The organism is Lentzea terrae, from assembly GCF_003265345.1.
GTDB lineage: Bacteria > Actinomycetota > Actinomycetes > Mycobacteriales > Pseudonocardiaceae > Lentzea > Lentzea terrae.
The window spans coordinates 122120-148221 of the sequence record NZ_QFWW01000021.1; the positions used below are offsets into that span (position 1 = coordinate 122120).

At 67.7% G+C, this 26102-nt stretch carries 21 protein-coding genes and 2 pseudogenes; 13 read left to right on the forward strand and 10 right to left on the reverse strand.

What is annotated here, in order from left to right; translation table 11 throughout:
• Window positions 1–211: 211 nt before the first annotated feature.
• Window positions 212–517 (reverse strand): DUF4360 domain-containing protein, encoded by a 306-nt coding sequence (locus DI276_RS25950; protein ID WP_408610577.1) that lies wholly within the window; start codon window positions 515–517, stop codon window positions 212–214.
• 68 nt (window positions 518–585) lie between these two features.
• On the opposite strand from DI276_RS25950, the gene DI276_RS25955 reads away from it, so the two are divergent.
• Window positions 586–957, forward strand: coding sequence for an SPW repeat domain-containing protein (locus tag DI276_RS25955; RefSeq protein ID WP_456298523.1), 372 nt, complete (start codon window positions 586–588; stop codon window positions 955–957).
• 5 nt (window positions 958–962) lie between these two features.
• Here the strand turns inward: DI276_RS25955 and DI276_RS25960 are convergent, their stop codons facing one another.
• The 4 genes from DI276_RS25960 to DI276_RS25975 all read right to left on the reverse strand — a co-directional run bounded on the left by DI276_RS25960 (window position 963) and on the right by DI276_RS25975 (window position 4224).
• Window positions 963–1445, reverse strand: a complete 483-nt coding sequence (locus DI276_RS25960; RefSeq protein WP_112267882.1) for a MarR family winged helix-turn-helix transcriptional regulator — start codon at window positions 1443–1445, stop codon at window positions 963–965.
• 32 nt (window positions 1446–1477) lie between these two features.
• Window positions 1478–1927 (reverse strand): SRPBCC family protein, encoded by a 450-nt coding sequence (locus tag DI276_RS25965; protein WP_112267884.1) that lies wholly within the window; start codon window positions 1925–1927, stop codon window positions 1478–1480.
• Window positions 1928–2176: 249 nt separating this feature from the next.
• Window positions 2177–3541: a sensor histidine kinase gene (locus tag DI276_RS25970; protein ID WP_112267886.1), complete on the reverse strand. Its 1365-nt coding sequence runs from the start codon at window positions 3539–3541 to the stop codon at window positions 2177–2179.
• Complete coding sequence (locus DI276_RS25975; protein ID WP_112267888.1) at window positions 3541–4224, reverse strand: response regulator transcription factor; 684 nt, start codon at window positions 4222–4224, stop codon at window positions 3541–3543. The genes DI276_RS25970 and DI276_RS25975 overlap by 1 nt, the downstream gene beginning before the upstream one ends.
• 549 nt (window positions 4225–4773) lie before the next feature.
• Between DI276_RS25975 and DI276_RS25980 the strand changes: the two genes are divergently transcribed.
• The 3 genes from DI276_RS25980 (at window position 4774) to DI276_RS51255 (ending at window position 7951) form a co-directional block, all read left to right on the forward strand.
• Entirely contained in the window at window positions 4774–5577 is an 804-nt protein-coding gene (locus DI276_RS25980; RefSeq protein ID WP_198680905.1) for a DUF4142 domain-containing protein, read from the forward strand.
• Window positions 5578–5750: 173 nt separating this feature from the next.
• On the forward strand, window positions 5751–6365 hold the full coding sequence (locus tag DI276_RS25985) for an NAD(P)-binding protein (protein WP_157984941.1): 615 nt from the start codon (window positions 5751–5753) through the stop codon (window positions 6363–6365).
• Window positions 6366–7201: 836 nt separating this feature from the next.
• Window positions 7202–7951, forward strand: coding sequence for an integrase core domain-containing protein (locus DI276_RS51255; protein WP_232836943.1), 750 nt, complete (start codon window positions 7202–7204; stop codon window positions 7949–7951).
• Between the two features lie 65 nt (window positions 7952–8016).
• On the opposite strand, the gene DI276_RS25995 is transcribed toward DI276_RS51255, so the two are convergent.
• Window positions 8017–8196, reverse strand: coding sequence for a hypothetical protein (locus tag DI276_RS25995; RefSeq protein WP_112267894.1), 180 nt, complete (start codon window positions 8194–8196; stop codon window positions 8017–8019).
• A gap of 384 nt (window positions 8197–8580) precedes the next feature.
• Complete coding sequence (locus tag DI276_RS26000) at window positions 8581–8841, reverse strand: hypothetical protein (protein WP_112267896.1); 261 nt, start codon at window positions 8839–8841, stop codon at window positions 8581–8583.
• 68 nt (window positions 8842–8909) lie between these two features.
• On the opposite strand from DI276_RS26000, the pseudogene DI276_RS26005 reads away from it, so the two are divergent.
• Window positions 8910–9026 (forward strand): annotated as a pseudogene (locus DI276_RS26005) (DNA-binding response regulator); the annotation flags it as partial.
• Between the two features lies 1 nt (window position 9027).
• On the opposite strand, the gene DI276_RS26010 reads toward DI276_RS26005, so the two are convergent.
• Both DI276_RS26010 and DI276_RS26015 read right to left on the reverse strand, forming a co-directional pair.
• Window positions 9028–9930 carry a hypothetical protein gene (locus DI276_RS26010; RefSeq protein WP_112267898.1) on the reverse strand — a complete coding sequence of 301 codons (903 nt, stop codon included), beginning with the start codon at window positions 9928–9930 and terminating at the stop codon, window positions 9028–9030.
• Window positions 9931–10281: a hypothetical protein gene (locus DI276_RS26015; RefSeq protein WP_112267900.1), complete on the reverse strand. Its 351-nt coding sequence runs from the start codon at window positions 10279–10281 to the stop codon at window positions 9931–9933.
• A gap of 46 nt (window positions 10282–10327) precedes the next feature.
• On the opposite strand from DI276_RS26015, the gene DI276_RS26020 reads away from it, so the two are divergent.
• Together DI276_RS26020 and DI276_RS51260 are read left to right on the forward strand one after the other, a co-directional pair.
• A complete protein-coding gene (locus DI276_RS26020) occupies window positions 10328–13990 on the forward strand; it encodes a CHAT domain-containing protein (protein WP_112267902.1) in 3663 nt (1220 codons plus the stop codon).
• A complete protein-coding gene (locus DI276_RS51260; RefSeq protein ID WP_198680931.1) occupies window positions 13990–14766 on the forward strand; it encodes a hypothetical protein in 777 nt (258 codons plus the stop codon). The genes DI276_RS26020 and DI276_RS51260 overlap by 1 nt, the downstream gene beginning before the upstream one ends.
• 194 nt (window positions 14767–14960) lie before the next feature.
• Here the strand turns inward: DI276_RS51260 and DI276_RS26035 are convergent.
• Window positions 14961–15438 (reverse strand): annotated as a pseudogene (locus DI276_RS26035) (IS5 family transposase); the annotation flags it as partial.
• Window positions 15439–15689: 251 nt separating this feature from the next.
• Here DI276_RS26035 and DI276_RS50220 point away from each other — a divergent pair.
• The 6 genes from DI276_RS50220 to DI276_RS26065 all read left to right on the forward strand — a co-directional run bounded on the left by DI276_RS50220 (window position 15690) and on the right by DI276_RS26065 (window position 26072).
• Window positions 15690–15866, forward strand: a complete 177-nt coding sequence (locus tag DI276_RS50220; protein WP_157984942.1) for a hypothetical protein — start codon at window positions 15690–15692, stop codon at window positions 15864–15866.
• A gap of 933 nt (window positions 15867–16799) precedes the next feature.
• A complete protein-coding gene (locus DI276_RS26045; protein WP_198680907.1) occupies window positions 16800–18887 on the forward strand; it encodes a tellurite resistance TerB family protein in 2088 nt (695 codons plus the stop codon).
• Entirely contained in the window at window positions 18884–20197 is a 1314-nt protein-coding gene (locus tag DI276_RS26050; protein ID WP_112267910.1) for an ATP-binding protein, read from the forward strand. The genes DI276_RS26045 and DI276_RS26050 overlap by 4 nt, the downstream gene beginning before the upstream one ends.
• 40 nt (window positions 20198–20237) lie before the next feature.
• Window positions 20238–23099: a DEAD/DEAH box helicase gene (locus tag DI276_RS26055; RefSeq protein ID WP_198680908.1), complete on the forward strand. Its 2862-nt coding sequence runs from the start codon at window positions 20238–20240 to the stop codon at window positions 23097–23099.
• Window positions 23100–23113: 14 nt separating this feature from the next.
• Complete coding sequence (locus DI276_RS26060; RefSeq protein WP_112268254.1) at window positions 23114–24874, forward strand: ATP-binding protein; 1761 nt, start codon at window positions 23114–23116, stop codon at window positions 24872–24874.
• A 34-nt stretch (window positions 24875–24908) separates the two neighbouring features.
• Window positions 24909–26072, forward strand: a complete 1164-nt coding sequence (locus tag DI276_RS26065; RefSeq protein ID WP_112267912.1) for an exonuclease SbcCD subunit D — start codon at window positions 24909–24911, stop codon at window positions 26070–26072.
• Window positions 26073–26102: the final 30 nt, after the last annotated feature.

Genomic DNA, 26102 nt, shown 5'->3' on the forward strand with positions numbered 1-26102 from the left:
CGAGACGTCCAGCAGAAGGGCCAGTACCAGCTCGACGCGTTCCCGGAGGAGAACCACAACCCGTTCTCCGACCACAACGACTTCGCCAACGTCAACTCCGAGCAGACGATGGCGCAGATCGTGCAATGCGTGAACTCAGGACGGCGCTGCGGATGATCCCTACCGCGACTGTGGGGTGCGAGTGGTGCGACTCGCACCCCCACCGTGGCTGTTATGTTCTTGCGGAAGTCGGTGGGATCGGCGCCGGCACCGGTCTGGGCGAGGTAGTCGCTGTAGTCACGGTGAACGCCGTGTTGTCGGCGGCGGTCGCGACGGCCGTTGTTCCGGCCGGGCAACCGGAACCGTTGACCGTCACGACGTCGATCGTGACTTTCCCAGGCGGCGCGGCGGCCGGTGTGGGCTGAGCGCGGCCAGCGTGAGGGCCGCTGCCGTCATCGCGGTCAGCATGGTCGTCCTCTCGGATCTCAAGCAGTGTGACGGCGGATGGCGGAAGGCTATTGACGAATCGCGCGGCCATCCCTTGCGAACTTCCTACGATCCACGTGACGCGCCGTCGTTTCGTTTGCTCACGGCAAAGATTGCTGTGTGCGTGAAGAACAGCGCCGTCGATCGGAAGCCAGAACAGGAACTCTCACGTTCCTCGCGGGCGTGTGGCTGATCGCGGCTCCTCCACTGCTCGATTTCCAAGCCGCACAGCAGGTTTTCCGGCCCTACTGGGTTTCGCTGGTCCTCGCCGTGGTGATCATGCTGGCGGGGATGCTGCGCGCAGTGGCGCCCTTGGACGTTCCATGGCTGCGCACGGTCAACATCGGTCTAGCGGCAGCGCTTGTGGCGTCCGCGTTCCTCGTACGCGCCGACGTCAGCTCTGTCGTCCAGATCAACCAGATCGTGATCGGGACGATGATCGCGCTGGTATCGCTGGTGGTCGCCATCGACGCCGGGAAGTGGCTGGGCTGACGTGGTCAGATCCAGCCGAGGTCTCCAGCGGTCACGGCAGGTTCGCCGCCTGCTTCGGTGAACGCGGTCAACGCCTCGACGAGTCCCCGTCGTTCATCCTCGGACATCTTCGCGACGATCCTCCCGATCGCCGCGCGGCGCCGCCGCGTCACGCCGCGCACGACGCGGCGACCTGCGTTGGTCAGCTCGGCGACGACCTCGCGGCGCGTAGCCGGGTTGGGCTGCCGAGCGATCATCTCCGTCGCCACGAGGCGGTCGACCATGCGGGTTGCGGTGGACGGGTTGACGTCCAGCAGTTCGGCCAGCGAGCTGAGTTTCATCGGTCCTCGGCTGTCCAGGATGACGAGCATCCGGAACTGCGGCAGGGTGATCGTGTCCTCGACTGCGGCGAGCGAGCGTGCGGACACGGCGACCAGCAGGCGTGACGCGGTGAGCACGGCGTCGGTGAGCGCGTCGATGTCGTTCGCACTGGCCTTGGACCGAGTCATGCGACTGTTGTACCGCAACCACGGTGCTGTGATCACCGAGCAGGTTGGTGCACTGCCTGTTTTGTGCGGCTTTCGGCGGCAACGACCGTTTGCAGTGCGTCCAGTGCTGCCTCGACCCAGGCGTCGACCGAGCTCATTGATGCACCGGGCGGGCCGGTGAGTCGCACGCTGACCGCGCTCCGGTCGGGGGTGAGCCGGAGCACCTGCAGGGTGCCTGAGCAGCTGGTCGTGGTTTCGCTTCCCCACGTGATGCGCAGCCGGTCCCAGTCGACGGTGACCCTGCGCTCGACGTCGACATCGGTGTGGCGGCCGGGAAACCAGAGCCGGATGAGGTTGGGGCCGGACAGCTCGACCTCGACGGCGTCGGGCAGCCAGGTGGTCATGTTGTCGAGGTCGGAGACGACGTCGAAGACGGCCTCCGCGTCGGCAGGCATGGAACGGCTTCGGGTCAAAACGAGGTCCTTCCGGCGGATTCCTCCCATCCTGTCCGAATTTGCGCGGGACCGAACCTGACGAGTCGCTAACGATCGCTCACGGAGTGGGCGTCGGCGCCGTCGACGTGGCGGGAGTGCTCGAACTCGATGCCGGCGTCGAATGGTGGGGGCGCTGCGTCACGACGGGGGTGGGTGCCTCACCGGACACCGTCGGTGTGCCAAGAGGCTCAGGTTCGTCCTGAGTGGACACTCCGCACGCAGTCATCAGGAGGCACGCCACGACGGCCATGACGGTTCTCATGCAGCTGCCTCCGGGAGTTCCACGATGAACCGCGCTCCACCACCGGGTCGATCTTCGATCCACACGCGACCGTGATGACGGCGGACGTGCTCGGCGACGAGCGCCAGGCCGAGCCCGCTGCCGGTGTCGGTGCCGCGGCTGCCGGCCCTGGTGCCGCGGGTGAACCGCTCGAACACCTGCGTCCGCATGTCACTGGGGACGCCGGGGCCCGCGTCATCGACCTCCAGCCGGACGTTCCCGCGGTGGTGGAGCACCGCGAGCCGGACGGCACCTCCTGCGTGCTGTTCGGCGTTCTCGATCAGGTTGCCGATCACCCGGTCCAGCCTGCGCCTGTCTCCGAGCACCAGCGGGGGTGGCGGTTCGACGACGATCTCGACGTCCGGATCCAGTCGCAGGCTCGCGGCGCCTCGGACGAGTGCGCCGACATCCAGCGGCTCGAAGTCCTCACGGTCGGCGTCCTGGTCAGCACGGCTGATCTCCATCAGGTCGACCACCATGCGTGCGAACCTGTCCACCTCGGAGGTGAGCAGGCTGAGTGCCTTGCCCGCGGTGCCGGGCAGCTCGGCCTGTCTGCGACGCAGCACGGCGGCCGCGTTGACCATCGTCGTGAGCGGTGACCGGAGTTCGTGGCTGACGTCGCCTGCGAACCTGGCGTCGCGCAGCACTCGTTGCTCCAGTGCGTCGGCCGTGGAGTTGAATGTGTTCGCCAACGGGCCGAGGTCCGGGTCGGCCTGGTCCGGCAGCCGTGCTTTCAGATCTCCGCCGGCGATGCGTGAGGCCGCGGCGGTCAGCTCGGTCAGCGGCCTCAGTGCGCGTCTGCTGGCCCACGAGCCGAGCCCTACGCCGATCAGGCCGCTGAGCACTGTTCCTGCGATCAGCAGGCCGCTGAGGAACCGGAACGTGCGGTCCAGCTGGACCAGCTGGAAGAGCTCTACGTACACACCCCGCCCGTCGGCCAGCGACTGGGCCACCGCGATCACCGGTATTCCGTCCGCGCGCAGACGTTGCCTGGCCGGAGTGCCGTCGCGGGCCATGGCGAGCAGGTCGTCAGGTACGACGGCGGGGTCGACCTGCCGTCCGCTGGTCAGCACCTCGTCCGCGCGGAACAGCATGATCGTCGAGTCGGGGTTGGTGGTCAGGCCGGTCAGCAGTTCGGTCAGTCCGTCCGAGTTGGTGCGGACGGCCTCCTCGACCAGGCGGAGGTTGACTTGTGCCTGGCGGGTCGTGGCCTGCAGGCGTTGTCTGAGCATGTAGTCCGACGCGAGGTTCCAGGTGGCGAGCGCCAGCAGACTGGTGACCAGCACCGAGCCGAGGCCGAGCGCGGCGGCCACCCGCCAGCGCAGCGACGGACGGCGAACCATCACCTCGGAGGGCCGATCTTGTAGCCGGAGCCGCGTACGGTCAGCACGAACACCGGGTCTTCCGGGTTGTGCTCGACCTTGGTCCGGAGTCGGCGGATGTGCACGTCGAGCAGCCGGGTGTCGCCGTAGTAGTCGTAGCCCCACACCCGCTGCAGCAGTTGTTCCCTGGTCACGATCCGCCCGCCCGCGATCGCGAGTTCGGCGAGCAGGCGGAACTCGGTGCGGGTGAGCCGGATTTCCTGACCGCTGCGGTGGACGACGCCCTCGTCCGGCCAGATTTCGAGGTCCTCGACGCGGTAGGAGATGTTCTGCCTCGGGCCGCCGCGCCGTCGCAACAGCGCTCGGATGCGCGCGGCCAGTTCGCTTGCAACCAAAGGTTTGGTCACGTAGTCGTCGGCTCCCGCCTCCAATCCGGCGATGACGTCGGGTGTGTCGGTGCGCGCGGTGACGATGATGATCGGCAGATCTCCCTGCGCGCGCAGCGTGCGGCACACCTGCAGACCGTCCACACCGGGCAGCATGAGATCGAGCAGCACGACGTCGAACGTGTCGGTGTCGAGGCGGCTCAACGCGTCCTCGCCGGAGACGGCCTCGTCCACGGCGAAGCCCTCGTCGGCGAGAGCGAGACCGAGTGCCTGGCGGATGCGCTCGTCGTCGTCCACGAGCAGCACGGAGAAATCCATGTCCTGCTTTTCCTCGTTGGTTTCCAGTGCTGCTTTTATCACGTTGCCATGGTGACCGCATCTTGACGGAAATGTGTGTCTTCGGAAGGAGTTCGTAAGGTTGCACAGTGCACGTGTCCGGCATGCTTGGCGCCGCGGGTGAACGCCCGTGATTGGGCGCGTGCCTGCGCGCTTCCGGGGAAGGTCAGGCGTCGGCCGCTGAGACGCGGCTGACGCTTGTCTCGGGACGACGAAAGGTCATCACGAGTCGTGACGGGCATGCCCACCACCGACGACGGCCTCACGGGAACGATTCTCGTGTGCGACGGATGCGGGCGTTCTCGCCGCACCAGCGCTACCGGTCGAGTCGCGTGGGACCTGCTCTGGCTACAGGCCGATCAGGCAGGCTGGACCGGTTCGGATCGCCCGCTGGGCCCGCATTACTGCACCGTCTGTGTTGGTAACGGCTGAGTAACGTTTGCACAGTGCAATAATCGGGATTGCCCGAATCATCCGTATCCCTCCGTGTCAGCACACACGTTCACCGCTGTACGCGGAGGGAGATCCACAGTGCTCACACGTCTCGCCCAGGTGGTGACGGCGATCGCGATCATCTGTTCGCTCTCGGTCCCGCTGGCATCGGCGCAGCCCGACTTCGGGTCGGAGTACACGCAGACCCAGTTCGGTCCCATGGGACCTGCGGGTCGTGACATGCTCGTGAAGGTGCGGTTGGCCGGGCTGTGGGAAGGGCCTGCGGGACGGCTCGGTCTGCAGAAGTCCGCCAACCCGCTCGTCAAGGAAGCCGGTCGGCATTTGATCGACGGGCACGCCGAACTGGACGCCAAAGTCCTCGAACTCGGCCGCACGCTCAACGTTCCGCTGCCCAGCGAGGCCAACGCCGACCAGCAGGGCTGGATCGCCGAAATGACCAACGCCCCGGCCGGAAGCGTCGAGTTCGACCGCATCTTCGCCAACCGCCTGCGCGCGGCACACGGAGGTGTCTACAAGTTCCTCGCGGTCGTCCGCACCGGCACCCGCAACACCCTCATCCGCGACTTCGCCAAGCGCTGCATGGAAGTCGTGCTCGACCACATCCAGGTCCTCGAAGCGACCGGCATGGTCGACTTCAACGACACGGAAGCGATTCCGCTCGCCGCGCTCGCTGCCGCACCGGTCACGCCCGCCAGTTCGGCGCCCACTCCCACTGCTCGCCAGGCTGTGCCGAACGTGCCCAGCACCCAGAACCTCGCTCAGGAGAACGAGGGCGGCGGCTCCGACGCACTGCTCGGAGTCCTGGTGATGGCCGCAGTGGTAGGCGGGATCTACCTGTGGACCGGCGGACGCCCACGCGGCTCGCGCTCGTCACGACAATGAGATCTCATCGAAAGGGCCTCGCAAGGTTGCATGATGCGGGCTTCCGGCAGACTGTCGGAGGCGGACGCGAACCGGTCGGGCGAGCGTCCGCGCCAAACCACCACGGGAGATCCGGGTACCGGCCGGAAGGATCGGCGGCCGGTACCCGCCCGCGCACGATGAAGGAACGTTGGATGCGCTCACACGCCGTGCTCATCGGCTACAGCGCCCGCGGCCGTGTCGTCCTGAGCGCGCTGTTCGCCGGAGGACATGCGACGGACTTCACGGTCGTCGACACCGATCCCGAGCGCATCGCGCAGGCCGGAGTGGACGGTGTGCACGCCGTGGCAGGTGAGGGCTGGCGCCTTGACGTGCTGTGGTCGGCCGGCGTGCACACCTCGGACCACATCGTCGTCGCGGTGACCGACGACGCCCTCGCGCTGCGCATCACCTCGGTCGTACGCAGCCTGAACGAGAACGCCACGATCACCACTTTGGTTCGCAGTACACAGTTGCACGAGCTCGTCGAGTACCTCGGTGCTGACACCGTCCTGGTCGCGGACCGGGTGGGCGAGTGGGCACTCAAGATCGAAAGCCTTCCGTACGAAGAGTTGCCCGACCTGGAATGGGCGGTGGTGGAACGGCCGGTGATGCCGGACGAGGTCGGCAGTTCGCCACTGGAATGCGGCAACGACGTGTTGGCTGTCATGCGGGACGGTCGGCGTCTCTGGGTCGAGGACCCGGCGGTGGGGGAGTTGTTCGGCGACGACAGGTTGGTCGTGCTGAGCTGCACGTCGGTGGGCGACTGATCGGACCTGCCCCGAGGCAGGTCGCCAGGATCGCCTCCGCGCTCGCGGTCGCGGCCATCCGGATCGGCAGAGCGGTGACGCCGGACCCACACGCGCTGGTGCCGTCCCCAACGGATCGATCGGGCCGCGACCGGCTGCACGATCCTCGTCGCCTTGGGTGCGCACTGCTGAACTCAGCGGCCAGCTCGTTCGTCACGTCGGCGACTTGCTCGTCCAGTCGTAGTGGGACGTTGGTGGTCCTTCTTCCTCCTACGGCGACGCTCTCCGTCATCCTCAGGGAAGAGTCATGGTGATGAACCTGACGAGTCCCCAAAGATTGCATCAGTCAAAAGTTGGCCTGTGCAGATCAGCTCCGGCGCCACGGGCGCAGCCGCGGCCACCAACCGACACCTACCTCACCTGACACCGGTAGGACAACATCACCCACGCGATGCCCTGTGGGGTGCCAGAAAACTGCAGTCGTCCGCTGAGCTGCAGTGATCGGGTCCTGTCGTTCTGACGGCATGATCGTGGGTGTGGCGCTGCGACTGCTCTATCTCGTCTTTGTCCAGTTGGGTTGCTGGTTGGTTCTGCTCGGCCGGTCGTCAGCGGCCAAGGACGTCGAGTTGTTGGTGTTGCGGCACGAAGTCGCGGTGTTGCGTCGGGGTCAGCGCCGTCCGCGGTTGGATTGGGCTGATCGTGTAGTTCTGGCCGCGTTGGTGCGGCAGTTACCGGTGTGGCTGCGGGAGCACCGGTTGGTGTCTCCGGGCACGGTGTTGCGGTGGCATCGACGGTTGGTCGCGAAGAAGTGGACCTACCCGAACCGGGCTGGTCGACCGCGGGTCGATGAGACCGTGATGGCGTTGGTCGAGCGTATGGCGCGGGAGAACACGGGCTGGGGTTATCGGCGTATCCAGGGTGAGCTGCTCAAGCTCGGCCACCGGACATCCGCGTCGACTGTTCGCCGGGTGCTCAAGCGGCTTCGGATTCCGCCTTCGCCGACTCGAGACTCCGACACGTCGTGGCGGCGGTTCCTGCGTGCTCAAGCGGAGACCATGCTGGCGTGCGACTTCTTCCACGTCGACTGCGTCGTCACGTTGAAACGGGTGTACGTGTTCTTCGTGATGGAAGTCGGCACCCGCTACGTCCACATCCTCGGCACTACCACCAACCCTGACGGCCCGTGGACCACACAGCAGGCTCGCAACTTCCTCATGGAGCTGGACGACCGGGCCAACGAGTTTCGCTTCCTGATTCGTGACAGGGCCGGCCAGTTCACGGCGTCGTTCGATTCCGTTCTCACGGACGCCGGCATCGACGTTGTGAAGATCCCACCGAGATGTCCACGAGCCAACTGCTACGCAGAACGGTTCGTCGGCACCGTTAGACGCGAGCTCACGGATCGGCTGCTGATCATCAACGAGCGGCACCTGAAGTCAGTGCTCAACCGCTACGTCTACCACTACAACCACCGGCGACCGCACCGAGCACTGCGCCATATTGCGCCACGACCTGATCAACCGACCGGAGAGCCGGGCTGTAGATCCGTACGTCGTCGGCGCGTGCTTGGCGGCTTGATCAACGACTATGAACCTGCAGCAGCGTGATCCGCAGGTCAGACACGTTGAGCCATGTTTTGTCACCCCACAGGTCTCACGCTTGGAGAGGTGAGTCACGTCGCTCCGTCCGACGCGCTGTCGCTGTCCTGAGGGTCGCCGTCCGCCGTGTCGTCGACCGGCTCCGGGGCCTGCAAGGGCGGGGGCGTCTCCAGAGCGGGACTGTCGCGGAGAAGTTCGAGAACTCTCAACGCGGCGGTCCGCTCCTTCTCGGTCTTGGCCTCTGGTGGCGGCATCAGGTCGCGCTCCCCGAGGCCCGAACTCTCCTCGAACGACCCAGGCCACGGTCAGTCGAGGAGTGCTGCTCAACGCCGCCTAGTCAGGGCGGTCCGCGCTCCTGCATCAGCGGTGGGAGCCGACGTGCAAGACCTTCTCAAGCAGTCCACGAGCGACTTCTTCGCGTTTTGGAAGGCGGTCCTCGAGTCGGGCGACGGCAAGATCGCCGTTGCCGCAGTAGTACTCGTACTGCTCACGCCGTTGTGGCTGAGCTTGTCGAGGTCGTTGCGGGAGCGGGTCCGACAAGCCCCCGAACGACGGCGGGTGCAGAACGAGCAAGCGGCGGTCCGTGCGGCCTTGGCCCGACGGGCTCGTCGACACGACCCTGACCGCGAGCGCAGCGATCACACATCGGGATGAAGCTCGACGTGCTCTCCGGAAGATTGCGAAACTCGCTGACCAAGCGACTGACTCTGACGGCCGGAAGCGGCCTGCGTCAGGCTCGCGGCGATACGACTCCATCGATCCTGGTCAACGTCGGCCTCCGCGACCGCTGCTGCCCACCGGCGCCGTCGGACCTCCACCTCGTCCAGGAGGACGGAGGGTTCCAGGACCAGGCTGTCATAGAAATGCTCAACGAGCAGGCGGGTCGGCGGCTTGATCAACGAGTACGAACCTGCAGCGGCTTGATCCGCAGGTCAGGCCGCTGAGCCATGTTTTTGGCACCCCACAGGGGGAGACGACCGTGAAAACAAACGTTTCGCGGGTGCTCGCCAAACTCGAGCTTCGGGATCGCACGCACGCGGTGGTGTTCGCGTACGAGCAGGGAATCGTCACGTCAGGCGGCTGACTCACCGCCCCTTGCGGGCGATGTCGGTGATGCGCTGACCTTCCTCGGGATCGAGCGGCCCCGTCACGGACTCGTCAGACACGCCGAGCGCGATCGCCAGACCGCGCCCGTGGACGTCGAGGGCGGCCTCGGTCAGCTCGGCGAGCACCCCGATCCGGTCGCGCGCGCGGGCCCGGCCCACCGCCGCGATCACCAGGCCGGCGAGCAGCGCCGGCCACCAGAACGCGCCCAGCACCAGGTAGGGGATCGACCAGGTGAGGGTGAACAACGCGGCGGCGAACCCGCTCTGCGCGGTGTTGATCTCGGTCTGGGTGTTCTCCGGGAGCACGAGCCAGAGTCGCGGCCAGCAGAAGGTGAGGTCGAGCCCGTACCGGTTGACGGTGACCTGGCTCAGCGCGTGCACGCGGTCGCCCATCCACGTCGGCCGGCCGGGCTCCGCCAGGGCGATGTTGTTGGCACGGCCCGCGATCAGGTCGATCCGCTGCTGTTGCTCTGGCGTCCGGGCGTGCGGTGGGTGTTGCTCCTGCAGCTCTTCTCGCCGGCGCACGACGGCGGTCCATCGGCGTCGTCGCCTGCCGGTCAGCGCTGTGGCCAGGAGCCGTGGCCACTGCCCGAGACACCACGCGCGCACGGGACCGACGAGCGCCTGGACGACCAGCCCGACGAGTGCAGCGGCCAGCGCGACACCGATGAGGCCCAACGCCTGCGCGGCGCCTGGCCAGCGGGCGACCTGAGCGGCCGCACCGGTCGCCGTGTCGGTGAACCGGCGCAGATCCAGGGCGTGGGCGTGGCCGAGCCGGAACCCGATCCAGCCCGCGGCGAGAAACAGCACGCCGGGCAGGGCCAGCATCGAGACCCACCTGGTGGCGAGCTGCTTGGCCAGCTCCTTGTAGAAGTCGCTCACCTAGCCCGCCAGCCGTCGCATGAACCGGCCGGTGAGCCAGCACCGCGGCAACGGCCCGGCGGGCTTCGTCGTGGCCTCGCGGTCGCACAGCCGGGCGGGACAGCCGAACCGCTCCTCGCTGGACCGGCCAGGCCCCAGCGACGGCAACGCCTCGAACGTGCGCGTCACCCCGGCCTGGTCGGGCGGGAACAGGTCGTCGAGCAGCGCGCGGACCGGCTCGCCTGCTCGGGCCCGCGACTCGATGCGCGCCAGCAGCTCCCGTGTGGCGGCCGGGTGCTTGGCGATCTCTGCGCGCAGGCCCGGCAGCTGGTCGCACAGCCTCGCCAACGCCGCGCGTTCGTCGTCGTGCACGAGTGGATACTATCCGTGACTGATCAAACGTTTCTGGGGAGGCGTCATGACCGAGCATCTCGTGGCCTCCCTCGAGTCGCGGATGAACGATTACGCACGAGCTGGAATTTCTAGGCGGGTGCTCGAGGACCAAGCACTCGCCGAGGCCGACGCGCTGTGCCGGGCCGCGCTGCCAGAGCTGTCCGCGGCGGGCCTCGGACGTGAGCCGTGCGAAGAGGCGTACGTGCTGGCGTGGTTTCACTTTGCGCGTTACACCGCGATCGAGGACAAAGACGCCCTCGATGTCTTCGCGCTGTCGCTCTTCCTGTTCAGCGCCAACGACAGCGCCGACGAGGAACTCCCGGCATCGGTGCGGCCGCTGCTCGGCGCCGCGTCGGATCCCGGCGCGCAGGCCGAGTTGGCGCATTCCCTCCACGCGTTTGGCGAAGCGTCCGCTGACTGGTGCGCGTTGACGGTCGCCATCGACCTCCTGTCCCGCGCGCAGGCGTCGTTGCCGGGCGGCCCGGACCGAGGTGGCCAGCTGGCCGATCTGGGCGCCGTACACGCCGCCCGGTTCGCACTGCTCGGCGATCCGGTGGATCTCCAGGCCGCCATCGACTCGGCGGAGGTGGCGCTGGCGATCATCCCGCGCGACCACCTGCTCTGGGCTCTCCCGGTGATGAACCTGGCCTCGGCTTTCCTGACCAGGTTCGAACTCACCGGGGACCCGGTCGATCTGGACACCGCCATCGAGCGGGGCGAATCGGCCGTGGCCGCGTTACCCGCGGACATCGAGGTGCGCGTGCTTCCGTTGGGCACCCTGGGCAGTGCCTACCGGGCCCGGTTCGACCGCACGCGTGAGTTGGCCGACATCGACGCGTGCGTGGATCGCTACGAGCAGGCGGTCGCGTTGAGTCCCGCGGAAGATCTAGAGCGCGCGATCCGCCTGTCCAACCTCTCGGGTGCCTACCTCGTGCGGTACGAGCACACCGGCTCGCTCGACGACCTGAACTCCAGCGTCGAGCGCGCTGAGGACGGCGTCGCCCACTCGCGCGATCCCGGCCAGCGAGCGCGTTGTCTCGCCGACCTCACGAGCGCCTACGCCAGGATTTACCGGCACAGCAGGGCAGTTGCCGACCTGCGCGTCCTGATCGAGAGCGGGCAGCGGGCCCTGGCCGTCCGCCCGGCCGATGCGGTCCTCCTCTCCGCGCTGGCCATCGCGCACGAGAAGTGGTTCGAGCACCACGGTGATCCGGCCGACATCGACACCGCGATCGAGTACGCCGAACGAGCCGTGGCCGTCGGCACGAACCCGTCCGACCACGCCACGTACCTGTCGAATCTCGGTCTGGCTCGCCAAACCCGGTACCGGGCGCAAGGGGACGTCGCCGACCTCGACGCCGCCGTCGAGTACGGGACAGCCGCGGTCGCTGTCACCCCGGCCGGGGATCCCCAACTGCCCGGCCTGCTGTCCAACGTGGCCACGAGCCTCCTGCGGCGTTACGAACGGGTCGGCGTCCTCGCCGACGTGCAGTTGGCCATCGACCACCTCGAACGCGCGGTCGCGGCGAGCCCGTCCGACGACCACGTCTGGCACCTGGCCAACCTCGGGGCCGCGTACCGTACGCGCTACGACCACCTCGGGGATCTCAAGGATCTGCGTGCGGGGTTCGACCTGGCCGAGCGGGCGCTGGCGGCCACCCCCGACGACGACCCGGCTCTGGCCCTCCGGCTGTCCGGTCTCGCCAACAGCTATCAGCTGCGGTACGACCACCTCGGGAAGCTCAGCGATCTGCGCCAAGCCGCCGAGTACGACGAGCGAGCGCTGGCCGCGACTCCAGTGGGTCACCCCGACCGGTCGAAGTACCTGTCGAACCTGTGCGTGGCCTTCCGCAGGCTCTTCGAGAGTGGCTGGGACCAGCGACCCGCCGACCTGACCAAGGCCGTCGAGTACGGCGAGCAGGCCGTGGCGGTCGTCTCCACCGACCTCCACCAGCTGGGCCTGACTCTCACGAACCTCGGAACCGCGTACGCCGCCCGGTTCCGCCACAGCGCGGAGCCCGCCGACCTGGCCGCTGCCGTCGACCGGTGCGAGCGGGCGCTGGAGGCCACCCCGCCTGGACACCCCGACCGGGCGAACTGCCTCAACAACCTGGCGATCGTCTACACGCTCGACGATTCCACCGGCCTGGACCAGCACGCGAGAGCCGAACGGCTGGCCGCTCACGCGACCGGTCTGATGGCCGCGCCACCGATGGCGCAGGTGTACGTGGCCCGCGAGGTCGGAGGCGCGCTGAGCCGGATGGGAGCGACCGGCGCCGCCGCCCGTTCGTTCCGGACGGCGGTGCAGGCGTTGCAGAGCGTCGCACCCCGTGAGCTGAGCAGAGCGGACCAGGAACACCGGCTGGGCAGCCACGCCGGGCTGGTCAGCGAAGCCGTCGCCACCCACCTCGACGCCGGGGATCCCTGCGGCGCGGTGGAGGTCGCCGAACTCGGCCGCGGCGTCCTGCTCGCGGCCGCCCTGGACACGCGCACCGACCTCACTGAGCTCTCGTCGGTCGCACCCGAGCTGGTCGCCGAGTTCCGGTCACTGCGGGACGCGCGGGTGGCGGGGGACCAGGCGGAGCAGTGGGACCGGCTGCTCGGCCGGATCCGCGCCGTGCCGGGCTTCGAGCGCTTTCTCCATGCACCGCAGGCCGCTGACCTCCAGCGAATCGCCGCGGGAGGCACCGTGGTCGTGCTGAACGTGGCGCCGTCGCGCAGTGACGCGATCCTGGTGCGCGAGGACGGGATCACCGCGCTGCCCTTGCCGGGCGTGACCCCGGAAGGCGTGGCGGCGCAGACCAGGCTGCTGCTGGACGCGACCCGCACCAGCTCGATCTCCGGATCACTTGCGCGTCAACGCGTTGTGCCCCAGGTGTTGTCCTGGCTCTGGGATCAGGTCGCCGCCCCGGTGCTCGAAGCGCTTGGCTGCGTCGAGACTCCGATCGGGCAGTGGCCGCGTGTGTGGTGGGTGCTGATCGGAGAGACGAGCCTCCTGCCGCTGCACGCCGCGGGGCTGCCGGACGGGCCCGCAGTGCTGGACCGCGTCATCTCGTCCTACGTGCCTACTTTTCGCGTTCTGCAGCACAGCCGACGAAAGCGTGCTGACGCAGCACATGCTCAACTCACCGTCGCCGTGCGCGAGACGGCCGGCCAACCGGCCCTGCCCGGCACCGTCGCCGAGGCGCTCGCGCTGCACGCCCGCCACTCCGGAGTGAAGCCGCTGACCGACGACACGGCCACCACCACGAACGTCCTGGCCGCCCTGCAGCGCTCGACGTGGGCGCACTTCGCCTGCCACGCTACGAGCAACCCCGCCGAGCCGTCCAGCAGCGGCCTCCACCTGCACGACGGTGTCCTCGACGTCCCGCGGATCAGCCGGCTGCGGCTGGACGACGCCGAGCTCGTCTACCTGTCCGCCTGCTCGACCGCCGAAGTCCGGGGACGCACCGCCGACGAGGCCATCCACATCGGTTCCGCTTTCCAGCTCGCCGGGTTCCGGCACATTATCGCGACTCTGTGGCCGATCGACGACGCCACGGCCGCCGACGCCGCCCACCGCTTCTACGGACGCCTCCAGTCCGCAGACCTCGCACCCCGCGCCCTGCACAGCCTCGCCCGCGACCTGCGTGCCGAGCATCCCGGCGACCCCGGCCGCTGGGCTCCCTTCATCCACAGTGGACCGTGATGATGACTCCTTGGACCAGGGCCCTCCTCGACGACGCCCGCGAACTGATCCTGGCCGGCCGGTACCGCTCGGCCCTCGACTGCGTGCTCACCGTGCTGAGCGTCTACCCGGCCCTCGCCGAGGCCCAGGAGCTCGCGGCGACCATCGTCTATCACGGATCACGGCAATCACCCGTGGAGCCGCTGACCCGGCAGGACATGTGGGACACGCGCCTCGACGAGCTGTTCTGCAGCTGCGATGCACGCGGGTGCACGGCCGCGTGGATGAGCATCGGCCGGTTCATGCCGGGCAACGTTGCCGTGGCGAACCCGATCGGCGGCCGGTGCGAGGCCTGTGACCAGTACTTCTGCCGCAACCACTTCGGGCGCCGGAACGGGTGCCCCCGGTGCCGCCGCGCCCTGGATCATGCTCCACAGGTCAGCAACGGCCGCCCGTCGGGGCAGATGGTGCGGCTCAACCAGCCACTTGTCCACGTGCAGGTGCTGCGCGAAGGAACTGGCGTCGTCAGCCCCGAGTACATGACGGACCTCCTGTCGTGGGTGGCGCCGGACGTGTTCGAGGACAGCCCCACGATCCGGGCGCTCAGCATCCACCCGTGGCCGGACAACCCTGACGACCGGGCGATGATGCAGGTGATCGTCGAGCACGACGAGTTCGGGGAGGACACCCACGACCTGCGGGTCTCGAACGGCCACTCCAAGGACGGCTCGCGCTGGGCGATCGTGAAGGTGTTCGCGAAGATGCCGAAGTACGTCGATCCGGACTTCCCGTCGTGACGCCGGACTTCCCGTCGTGCCGCGTGTGGGATGCCGGAACTCTGCACTCGTCCGCTGAGCTGCAGTGATCGGGTTTCTGTCGGTCTGACGGCATGATCGTGGGCGTGGTGCTGCGATTGCTCTATCTCGTCTTTGTACAGCTCGGTGGCTGGTTGGTTCTGCTTGGCCGGTCGTCGGCGGCGAAGGATGTGGAGTTGTGCCCCGTCGCGGTCCCGCACGCTGGCCGCGGTGACGACGACGGCCAGCAGCAGCCCGAGGGTGTCCACAGCCATGTGGCGTTTACGTCCGCCGACCTTCTTGCCGTTGTCCCAGCCCCGGCTGGCGGCCGGGACGGTGTCCGCGCCGCGCACCGACTGGGAGTCGATGACCGCCGCAGTCAGCAACGGCGAGCGGCCGGTGCTGACCCGGACGGTCACGCAGTGCGTCGTGAATCCGTTGCCACGCACCAGATTTCACCCATCGCCGAAAGATGTCATAGCCAGTCTTGGCGGGCGGGAAGTCGGCGGGGAGGGCTCGCCAGGCGATCCCGCCCCGCACCACATACAAGATCGCGTCCAGCACGGGCCTGCGTGGATGCTTCTCGCTACGCCCACCCTTGCCCGCGGTGTTGCCCGGTGGCGGTAGCAACGGCTCAAGCAGCGCCCACTGCGCATCGCTGGTCGACGACGGATACACCTGATGTACCCGCAGGGGGGCCGCCAGCAGCGATGGGAGGTGAGTGATCCTGCGGAAGCGCGACTATTGATACCGGGGATTGGGTCAGCAGAGACGCGGCGGTGGTCCGCCCGAGGATGTCGGCGCGCGACGGTTGCGGTCGTGTCAGAGGTGCACGGACTTGAGCCCGCGCGACGGCGATGCACACCCTGACCGTATTTGGTCGCTTGTCGAGGGCAAGGAGTTGCTCGGGGAAGGTGTTGAATGCCGTGCTCAAACACGTCGGCATCACGTCGAGGTCGAAGGATCTGCTGGCTGAGGTGGTCGATGTCGAGCACGACGCGGGGCGGGAGGCGGACTCTGGACGAGGTGGGCTGGTGCAGAACCTTTCGACGATCGTCGAGTCGACCACCAGCCCGGAGGTCTTCGAGGCGATCTCCGGCTGACTTCCCTCGCGTGATGCCATCCGATCGCTCGACACTTCGGGGTTCGATCACACCCGCCGGTACGTGATTGTGGGCCTGGAGTTCCAAACGATCGAGCGTTGAGGTGCCCGGTGGCCAGATGGGGCCAGCGGCCCGTTGGCGAGGTCGGCGAAGATCTGTTCGATGATCGCGTGCAGGCGATGGGTGACATCCGCATCCACTGTGGACAGTGTGCTGTCGGTGAGGAACGGTAGCTGAGCTGGCACCGGAGCTCATGTCGCACACGAGAAGTTCCGTGTCCTTCGTCGCCTCGCTGCGAAGCAGGAGCGGCGATGACTTCCGAGCGGTACGCGGTACCGGCTTCAGCTTGTCGACTTTTACTCGCCTTCGTTCGGCGGTAACACACCGTCATCTGTTCACACGATGGGGTGGGCGTTGTTAGTCGGAGTCATGTCCCAGGGGTTTCAGTCGTTGAAGGGTCCATGGAACGTACGCGTGAGGGAGGCGTTGGATGGCCCAGAGGTGGAAGCGACTGGGCGCGCTGCCTGGCGTCCGCTCGAGGCCAGCGGCTTGGACAAGGCGTTGCCGGTGTTCGGCGGCGTGACGGAGACGGTCGAGTCAGTGAGTGAAGGTAACCAACCTCGATATCGGGCCTCGCACCTCGCCGGTCACGAGACCTGCTGTGCGGCCAAAGGTGTTCGATCGCGATCAATCTGCGCAGTGTTTCCCGACGGATCTGTGATTGCCTGTCACCCGTTTGGAGTCGTAACGCTGCGTTATTCGGGAGCGACGTAGTGACCGTCTGTGCTTGGGTTGGGCAAGAGGAGTGGTGCGCCTGTGGGGTTCTGGGATCGCTTCCGTCGTAAGGTCGCCCCGCCTGCTCATGCCGTCGCTGTGGCAGCGGCCCAGCGGTTCGACACGAGGCCGACGCCACCTCCGGCACTGAAGCCCCAGGTGCCGACCTGGATTCCACCTGGCGTCTCCATCCAGGTTGGGAAATACCTGGTTCCGGACGGGATGATCTACGTCGGTCCGGTGCCCCGGCACGTGTGGGGCACCGGCGAAATGCCGGAGAGCATCGATCCCGCGCTGAAGGTCAACTATGCAAACCCCGATCGCGTCGGCCGCGGGATGCCATACTGGCCCGCCTACCACGCGATCTCGCCGGCCAACCGCAGTGGATACCTGTCCTGGCTCGCGGGCGGGCGCAACGCGCCGGACGCCTACATCGGCTACGTCTTCCTCTTCTTCTACGGGCTCGAGCGACGCGTGCTCGTCGACGGTTCACGCGATCCGGCGGCACGTGCCGATCTGCGGCGGATCTACGCCGAGGTATTGCGGTTGCAGAGGATCTACGGCGGGAACAGGTCGTTCGAGGGTTATGCCGCGAAGTTCCAGCAATGCCTCGAACTGATGCTCACCGCCGAGGGCGCGAACTCGTCCGTCGCCCCACCGGATCCGGCGACGACGATGCGGTATCCAACGCCCGTCGCGCTGCAGCTCGGGCTGGGCATGCTCGCCCGCGACGGGCAGCCGGTGCCGGCGGAATGGGCGCACAGCTGGGCGTTGCTGCACCCGGAGATCTATCCGCGCACGCCCGCGGCCCGGTGTCCTGAAGAGTTCCGGCGGTTGTTCCAGGAGCGCTATCAGCGAAGGCATGGCGCGGGTTCGCGTATCCGGCCGTCCAATCAGTCCGTGTCGTTGTCCTACCGGCCGGCGAGTGGTGGTCTTGGCACGACGCACGTCGAGCTCAATATTCCCGACGTCGTCGCGGAACCCGCGGCTACGCGTGAGCTCGCGGGTCTGGTCGAGGAGTGCACGGCGGCGCTCGACGCGTACAGCAGGCTCATGGGCAAGCAGCCGGATGCCGCGAACTCGTTGGCAGCGGCGGCGTTGCTTCCCGAGGAACTGTTGAGCGGCAGCGGGGAAGCGTTGCGGCCCGTACGTGAGCTGATCGACCGGACGCTCGGTGACTCCGAGGGGCCTGCGGTAGTGCGTGCGGCGGACCTGGTCGCGCTGTGGCCGGCGCGCACTCCCGGCAAGTTCGGGAAGGTGGACGCGGTCGGGCTGGCGCAGTTGCTGGAACGGCTTGGCGTCGGCATGGAGCCGGACGTCCGCATGGGCGGGCCCGTGTTGTCCTCCGGCCCCGCGGTGTTGTTCCGCGCCGGCCAGGAGCAACCCGCGGTCGCCAGTCATGAGTACGCTGCGGCCACCACGCTGTTGCACCTCGCCGCTGTCGTCAGCGCAGCGGACGACGACGTGTCGGAAGCCGAGCGGACGCACCTGATCGGACACCTCGAAACGAGTTTGCACCTGTCGGCCGGTGAACGACAGCGCCTCAGCGCGCACCTGGTGTTGTTGCTGGCATCGGACACCAAGCTGACCGGCTTGAAGAAGCGGCTCTCGGCGCTGACCGCACCACAACGCGGTCACGTTGCGGACTTCCTCACGATGGTCGCCGCCATCGACGGTCACATCTCGCCGAGTGAGGTCAAGACGCTGCGCAAGATCTACACGCTGCTGGAGCTGGACCCGGAGTCCGTGTACGGCAAGCTGCACGTCTCAGCCGCGGCCAAACCCCCTCCCGCGACGGAGCCGGTCACCATCGGCTCACCCGGCCCGAAACCCACGGGATACCTGATTCCGCAGCCGCAAGCGGCCCCGATCGGGCAGCTCGTGCTCGACCGCGAGCTCGTCGAGGCCAGGCTGGCCGAGACCGCCGCGGTCTCGGCCCTGCTGGCGGACATCTTCGTCGACGAAGCCGACGACCCCGCTCCACCACCAGCCACAGTCGCGGTCGACGTGCCCTCGGTCCCCGGGCTAGACGCCGCGCACTCCACGTTCGCCCGCCGAGTGGCGGACAGTCCTCTGTGGACCAGAAGTGATCTGGAAGTGCTGTGCGATGAACTGGGTCTGATGCTGGAAGGTGCACTGGACACGGTGAACGAGGCGGCGCTCGACGCGGCCGACGAACCTCTCGTCGAGGATGACAACGACGAGTTCCGCATCAACGACTATGCGCGAGGAGCCCTGCTCGCATGACGACTGCCGCCACCCGAATCCGCCCCCGCGACCGCGACGCGATCGTGCAGTCCCTGCGTGCCGGCGTGGTGCCGCGGGCTGGGCAGCAGCACGTGCAGGTCGGGCGCCACCATGAGGTCAACTCGCTGGTTCGCGACATCGACCGGATCGCCGACGGCGGGTCGACCGCCCGGTTCGTGATCGGCGAATACGGTTCTGGGAAGACGTTCTTCCTGCATCTGGTCAGGTCGATCGCGCTGAAGCAGAAGCTCGTGACGATGCACGCCGACCTCGCCCCCGATCGGAGGCTGCACGCCACGGGAGGGCAGGCCCGCAGTCTCTATGCTGAGCTGGCGCGCAACACCGCGACCCAGGCCAAGTCGGACGGCGGCGCGCTGGGCGCGATCGTCGAGCGGTTCGTCTCCCAGGCGCTGACTACGGCGCGGGAGCAGGGCAGCAATCCGGAAGCCGTGATCCGACAGCGGATGGCTGACCTGTCGGAGCTGGTCGGCGGTTACGACTTCGCCGAGGTGATCGCGGCTTACTGGCGTGGCCACGACACCGGCAACGAGCAGCTCAAGTCCGATGCGGTGCGGTGGTTGCGCGGTGAGTTCGCGACGAGGACCGATGCGCGTGCGGCACTCGGTGTGCGCACGATCGTCGATGACGCGAGCTTCTACGACCAGCTGAAACTGTTGTCCCGCTTCGTGCGCATGGCTGGCTACAACGGACTGCTGGTCTGTCTCGACGAGATGGTCAACCTCTACAAGCTGACGTCCTCGCAGGCGCGATCGGCTAACTACGAGCAGATCCTGCGCATCGTGAACGACAGCCTGCAGGGCACCGCCGCGCATCTGGGTTTCCTGTTCGGCGGTACTCCCGAGTTCCTGATGGACACTCGCCGCGGGCTGTACTCCTACGAGGCACTGCAGTCACGGCTCGCGGAGAACTCCTTCGCCGCCAACGGGCTGAGCGACTATTCGGGGCCGGTGCTGCGCCTGTCGAGCTTGACCCAGGAGGATTTCTACGTCCTGCTCACCAAGCTTCGCCACGTCTTCGCCAGCGGTGAGCCGGCGGACTATCTGTTGCCCGACGAGGCGTTGCACGCGTTCATGCAGCACTGCACGCAGCGGATCGGCGATGCCTATTTCCGGACGCCGCGGACGACCATCAAGGAGTTCTTGAACCTGTTGTCAGTGCTGGAGAACAACCCTGGCACCGACTGGCGGCCGCTGCTCGGCGGCGTGCGGCTGGAAGCCGACGTCAACCCGGACCTGGAGCCGCTCACGGACGTCGCGGGCGACGATGACCTCGTTTCCTTCAAGCTCTGAGCCTGTCCGGTCGTCCAGCTTCCCGGCGCTGCACCACGCGGTGCAGCGCTGGGTGTGGCGGCAGGGCTGGCCGGAGCTGCGGGATGTCCAGGAACGCGCCATTCCGGAGATCCTGTCCGCCGACCGCGACGTGATCATCGCCGCGGCGACGGCGTCGGGCAAGACGGAAGCCGCGTTCCTGCCGATCTGCTCGGCCTTGCTGGACGAGCCGGGCACGGGCATCCGCGCCCTCTACATCTCGCCGCTCAAGGCGCTGATCAACGACCAGCACCGCAGGCTGGACGATCTGTGCGCACACCTCGACGTGCCTGTGCACCGCTGGCACGGCGACGTCGCGGGTTCGGCGAAGGCAAGGGTTCTCTCGAAACCCGAGGGCATTCTGCTCATCACCCCGGAGTCGCTGGAGGCCATGTTCGTCCTGCGCGGTGGTGACGTTGCACGGATCTTCGCATCGCTCGGCTGGGTCGTGGTCGATGAGATGCACTCGTTCATCGGAACTGAACGAGGTGCGCAGCTCCAATCGTTGCTGCACCGGCTGGAACTCGCGGTGCGTCGGAGTGTGCCTCGAGTCGGGCTGTCCGCGACGCTGAGTGACATGCGATCTGCGGCGGAGTTCCTTCGGCCCAGAGCCGCGGCCGCCGTCCGCGTGCTCGAGTCCCAGGACAGTTCTGGCGAGACGAAGCTGATCGTGCGTGGCTATGTGGACGCGGCGCCGGAAGAGGAGCCTGAGGAGGAACCGGTCAGCAGCCTGGCGATCGCCGAGCACCTCTTCACCACCTTGCGCGGCCGCAACCACCTCGTCTTCGCGAACCGGCGCGGCGCGGTCGAGTACTACGCCGACCGCCTGCGCACGCTGAGTGAGAGCCGGTGCGTGCCGAACGAGTTCCTCCCGCACCATGGAAACCTCTCGAAGAACGTCCGGGAACACGTGGAGGAGCAACTCCGTAGTGCCCGGCCGACGACCGCGATCTGCACCTCCACCCTGGAGATGGGCATCGACATCGGCTCGGTGACGTCCGTAGCGCAGATCGGCGCTCCACCGACCGTATCGGGCCTCCGGCAACGCCTCGGCAGGTCCGGCCGCCGTGGCGAACCATCGGTGCTGCGCGTCTACGTCACCGAGCCGGAGATCGCGGCGACCACCCCGCCTGCCGATCAGCTCCGGGCGGAGCTGTTCCAGACCGTCGCCATGATCGACCTGCTCGGCGAACGCTGGTACGAGCCTCCGGACATGTCGGCGTGGCACCTCTCCACCCTCATCCAGCAGATCCTGTCGGTGATCGCGCAACACCAGGGCGCCGCACCGGCACAGCTGTGGAAGGTCTTGTGCGCCAGCGGCCCGTTCGCCCACGTCGATCAGCAGACCTTCGTCGAGCTCCTGCGGGACCTCGGCCGGGCGGAACTGATCGAGCAGGAACCGGACGGCCTCCTGCTGCTCGGCGCCGCCGGTGAGCCGATCGTCAACCACTACAGCTTCTACGCGGCGTTCACCAGCGGCGAGGAGTATCGCCTCGTCAACGGAAACCGCAGCCTTGGCACGATTCCCGTCGTTCACCCGATCATCCCGGGCCAGCTGCTCATCTTCGCCGGCCGGCGCTGGCAGGTCGTGTCGGTCGACTCGAACGCCAAGCTCATCGACCTCGCACCGGCTCGCGGCGGCAAGGCGCCGAGGTTCTCCGGTGGCTCCGCCGAGATCTGCGACGAGATCCGGCGCCGGATGCGCTGGTGGTACGAGTCCGACGACGAGCCACCCTTTCTGGACGCGACGGCGCAGCGTCTCCTGGAGGAAGGCCGCCAGTCGTACCGACGTCTGGAACTCGGCGAGAACCCTGTGCTCGCCTGGAGTGATGACACGCTGGTGTTCCCGTGGCTCGGCGACCGCGTGCTGAACACGCTCGCCGTGTGGCTGACGACAGCGGGTTTCGAGACGAGCAGGGACGGCGTCGCCGTGTCGATCTCGAAGTGCACGCCCGCCGAGCTCGGCCACGCGGTCAGGCAGCTCCTGGCCAACGCCGGACCGACCGCTGTCGAGCTCGCCGCGGATGTGCCGAACACCGTTGTCGGCAAGCACGACGCGCACCTGGGTACCGAGCTGCGGGAGCGCGCCTACGCCCAGAGCAACCTCACCGTGCCGGCCGCCCGCATCGTGCTCCAGTCGCTCGCCGACGTCCTGCCGATCGTCGACGTCGACCCGATCGCGGGCCTGCCCGCGCCGGTCAGGTACTCGGCGCTCGACGACCTGCCGTTCGCAGTGGTGGACCTGGAGACCACCGGGTACGCGCCGCGCCGTGGAGACCGGATCATCGAGATCGCCGTCGTCCGAATCGGACCGGACGGTGCGCCGCTGGGGGAGTGGAGCACCCTGGTCGATCCCGAGCGGAACGTCGGTGCGTCCTGGGTGCACGGCATCACGACGAGCGATGTGGAAGGTGCGCCGCGCTTCGCGGACATCGTGGACGTAGTCGCGGAACAACTAGACGGCGCGGTCCTCGTCGCCCACAACCTCCCGTTCGAGCAGAGGTTCCTCGAAGCGGAGTTCCAGCGCGCCGGTCGACCGCTGCCGTCCGAGACCGGGGTGTGCACCATCGAGGTCGACCGGATGATCCACGACGCCGGACGCCGGAAGCTGCAGGAGTGTTGCGCCGCGGCAGGCATCGACTTCGATGGCTCAGCACACCGCGCTCTCGCCGACGCCCGGATGACCGCGGCGCTTCTGCGGCACTACTTGCAACAGCCGACGGGATCCGCTCGTGACTGGTTGCAACGGCGCTCCCTGGCGTCCGCCGACACGCGGACGTCGGCTACGCCGAATCTCGTAGCCGGCCAGTACCGTCCTGTGGAATCAGGACGTCCGGGTTTCGGCGATGTCGAGCGCGGGGCCGCCTCGCGCGCACGTGGTTGATCGGAGTGCCCACGATGCAGCAGAACAAGCAGGCGAACGTGGTGGGGATGGTCGCGGGTACCGAGGACTCCACGCCGCTGACCTTCCACGTGGCCGTCGAGCGCGACGCATATCTCCAGCTGGATGACGTAGTCGTGACGGTGCGGGAGGTCGCGGGCCGGGAACCCGTGATGACCTGTGGCATTGTCACTCAGGTCACCGCACGGCACGAGGGAGCCAGCTTCGACAGCGACGTCTTCCTCATCTCCGACGGTGTGCTTCCAGCCGAGGTGCAGGAGACCGCGGAGATCTCCACGACGCGCGTCGAGCCCGAGTGCTACGTGCCACCGCGCCCTGGCGCGCTCGTCCTGCGAGCCACCGGTGACGAACGTGCTCAGGCGCTCTACTTCGACCAGATGCAGCGCAAAGTGCCGGTGGGCATGGGGCGCGACGGTGAGCCGATCTACCTCAACATGGAGTTCCTGGACGGCACACGTGGCGCGCACGTCAGCATCAGCGGCATCAGCGGTGTGGCGACCAAGACCTCCTTCGCGCTGTTCCTGCTGCATTCGATCTTTCGCTGCGGCGTACTGTCCAACGCGCACAACTCGAAGGCGCTCGTGTTCTCGGTCAAGGGTGAGGACCTGCTGTTCCTCGACCAGATCAACACCCGCGTGGACGCCGAGCTGCGAGGCGAGTACGCCCGTCTGGGTCTGCCCGCGGAACCGTTCGGCTCGGTGGGGTTCTTCGCTCCTCCGACACCGGGTGACCTGACCGGGCGGCCGCACGTTTCCGGGCGAACGTCGGGTGTCGGAGCGTTCTGGTGGACCCTCGCCGAGTTCTGCTCCCAGGAGCTGCTCCCTTACGTGTTCGCAGACGCCGAGGACGAGCGGAACCAGTACACGATGGTCGTCCATCAGGTCGCCAACCGGCTGCGCCGGGACGCGTCCGCTGCCGGTCGCGACGGCGCGGTGAATGTGGACGGCAAACTCTGTCGCACTTACGAAGACCTCGTAGAGCTCATCTGCGATCGGGTCACCGACGACGAGACCCGGTCGGTGTGGGCGGGACCGGCGATCGGTGCGGGCACGTCGAACGCGTTCGTCCGCCGGTTGCGCTCCAGCCAGCGAGCGTTGGGCGAGCTGATCCGCGGCGACCTCCCGGACACGCCCACCCGCAAGGTCTCCACGGAGAACCATCAGGTGACGGTCGTCGATCTCCACAACCTGGTCGAGCGGGCGCAGAGGTTCGTCGTTGGTGTCGTGCTCGCAGCGGAGACCGCCCGCAAGGAGAAAGCCGGCCCCGGCGGACTGCTGTTCACCATGCTCGACGAGCTGAACAAGTACGCGCCACGCGAAGGTTCCAGCCCGATCAAGGAGGTGCTGCTCGACATCGCCGAGCGCGGCCGCTCCCTCGGCGTGATCCTCATCGGTGCCCAGCAGACCGCCAGCGAGGTCGAGCGCCGCATCGTCAGCAACAGCTCGGTGAAGATCGTCGGCCGGCTCGACGCGGCCGAGGCATCGCGTCCCGAGTACGGGTTCCTGCCTGCCAGCCAACGCATCCGCGCCACGCTGGCGAAACCGGGCGCGATGTTCGTCAGCCAGCCCGAGATCCCCGTTCCGCTCGCGGTCGAGTTCCCCTTCCCCGCCTGGGCGACCCGGCTGTCCGAGGCAGGTGGCGTTCTCGTCGGCAGCACGAACGGAACCGGGCCGCGCGGAAACGGTGCCAGGCCTGGTGATCCGTTCGCCGGAATGCCTGCGAGCCAGGACCCGTTCGAGGACCCGCCGCCGTTCTGAGCCGACTCACCCCGCCGCACGTTAGGACCGCGTCGTGAAGTTCCTGCACACCTCCGACTGGCACATCGGCAAGACCCTCAAGGGCCGCAGCCGACTCGAGGAGCAAACCACCGTCCTGCGCGAGATCCACACGATCGCGCGCGACCACGCCGTTGATGCTGTGCTCATCGCCGGCGACCTGTACGAGACCTCGGCACCGTCCGCTGAGGCACAGCAGCTGGTGGTCAGCGCACTACTCGCGCTGAAACGCACCGGCGCCGAGGTGATCGCGATCGCGGGCAACCACGACCACGCCGCCACCTTCGAGGCGTACCGCCCGTTGATGCGCGCCGCGGGCATCCACTGGATCGGACGGCCGAGCCCGGCCGACCAGGGCGGCGTGGTGACGTTCGACGCGAGGTCCACGGGCGAACGCGTCAACGTCGCGGTGCTGCCGTTCCTGTCACAGCGCTACGCCGTCAAGGCCGCCGAGCTGCTGACCGCCACGCCGGCCGAGAACGCGGGTAAGTACGACCAGCACGTCCGTGACATCCTGACCAGTCTCAAGTCCGGATTCGCCCCGGACGCCGTCAACATCATCATGGCTCACCTCACGGTCACTGGAGGCAAGTTCGGGGGCGGCGAACGCGACGCGCAGTCCATCTTCGAGTACCACGTACCGGCCTACGCGTTCGGCGACGATCCGCACTACGTCGCGCTCGGGCACCTGCACCGCCGCCAGTCTCTCCCCGCGGCGTGCCCCGTCCACTACTCCGGTTCACCGATCGCGGTGGACTTCGGCGAGGAGAACAACACCAGCATGGTGCTCGTCGTCGAGGCGACGCCGAGCACACCGGCGAAGATCACTGAAGTGCCGCTGACGTCCGGTCGCCGGCTGCGGACCGTGCACGGCACGCTTGCCGAGTTACTCGGTCAGGCGTCGTCGTTCGGCGACGACTACCTGCGGGTGTACGTGCGCGAACCCAGCCGTGCCGGGCTGGTCGACGACGTGCACGAAGCCCTGCCGAACGCCCTGCAGGTGCGGATCGACCCGGAGTTCACCGCGACGGACAGGCCACGAGCGGGCGGAGCTTCCACAGCACAACACACGCCCGGTGAGCTGTTCGCGGCCTACTGCGCGGTACGAGACGTCGTGGACCCACGGGTGGGGGAGTTGTTCGCCCGGCTGCACGACGACGTCACCAGCGCAGACGCCTGAACCACCCGCCCGGACCGGAAAGGAACAGCT

What these genes read in the sequence shown, in the direction of transcription:
- DI276_RS25965 (WP_112267884.1), bottom strand. Translation starts at nt 1,927, where the DNA reads ATGGGAGGAATCCGCCGGAAGGACCTCGTTTTGACCCGAAGCCGTTCC.
- DI276_RS26020 (WP_112267902.1), top strand. Translation starts at nt 10,328, where the DNA reads ATGACCGAGCATCTCGTGGCCTCCCTCGAGTCGCGGATGAACGATTAC.
- DI276_RS25960 (WP_112267882.1), bottom strand. Translation starts at nt 1,445, where the DNA reads ATGACTCGGTCCAAGGCCAGTGCGAACGACATCGACGCGCTCACCGAC.
- DI276_RS25950 (WP_408610577.1), bottom strand. Translation starts at nt 517, where the DNA reads ATGGCCGCGCGATTCGTCAATAGCCTTCCGCCATCCGCCGTCACACTG.
- DI276_RS51255 (WP_232836943.1), top strand. Translation starts at nt 7,202, where the DNA reads ATGGCGTTGGTCGAGCGTATGGCGCGGGAGAACACGGGCTGGGGTTAT.
- DI276_RS25985 (WP_157984941.1), top strand. Translation starts at nt 5,751, where the DNA reads ATGCGCTCACACGCCGTGCTCATCGGCTACAGCGCCCGCGGCCGTGTC.
- DI276_RS26060 (WP_112268254.1), top strand. Translation starts at nt 23,114, where the DNA reads ATGCAGCAGAACAAGCAGGCGAACGTGGTGGGGATGGTCGCGGGTACC.
- DI276_RS25970 (WP_112267886.1), bottom strand. Translation starts at nt 3,541, where the DNA reads ATGGTTCGCCGTCCGTCGCTGCGCTGGCGGGTGGCCGCCGCGCTCGGC.
- DI276_RS25975 (WP_112267888.1), bottom strand. Translation starts at nt 4,224, where the DNA reads ATGGATTTCTCCGTGCTGCTCGTGGACGACGACGAGCGCATCCGCCAG.
- DI276_RS26050 (WP_112267910.1), top strand. Translation starts at nt 18,884, where the DNA reads ATGACGACTGCCGCCACCCGAATCCGCCCCCGCGACCGCGACGCGATC.
- DI276_RS25995 (WP_112267894.1), bottom strand. Translation starts at nt 8,196, where the DNA reads ATGCCGCCACCAGAGGCCAAGACCGAGAAGGAGCGGACCGCCGCGTTG.
- DI276_RS51260 (WP_198680931.1), top strand. Translation starts at nt 13,990, where the DNA reads ATGATGACTCCTTGGACCAGGGCCCTCCTCGACGACGCCCGCGAACTG.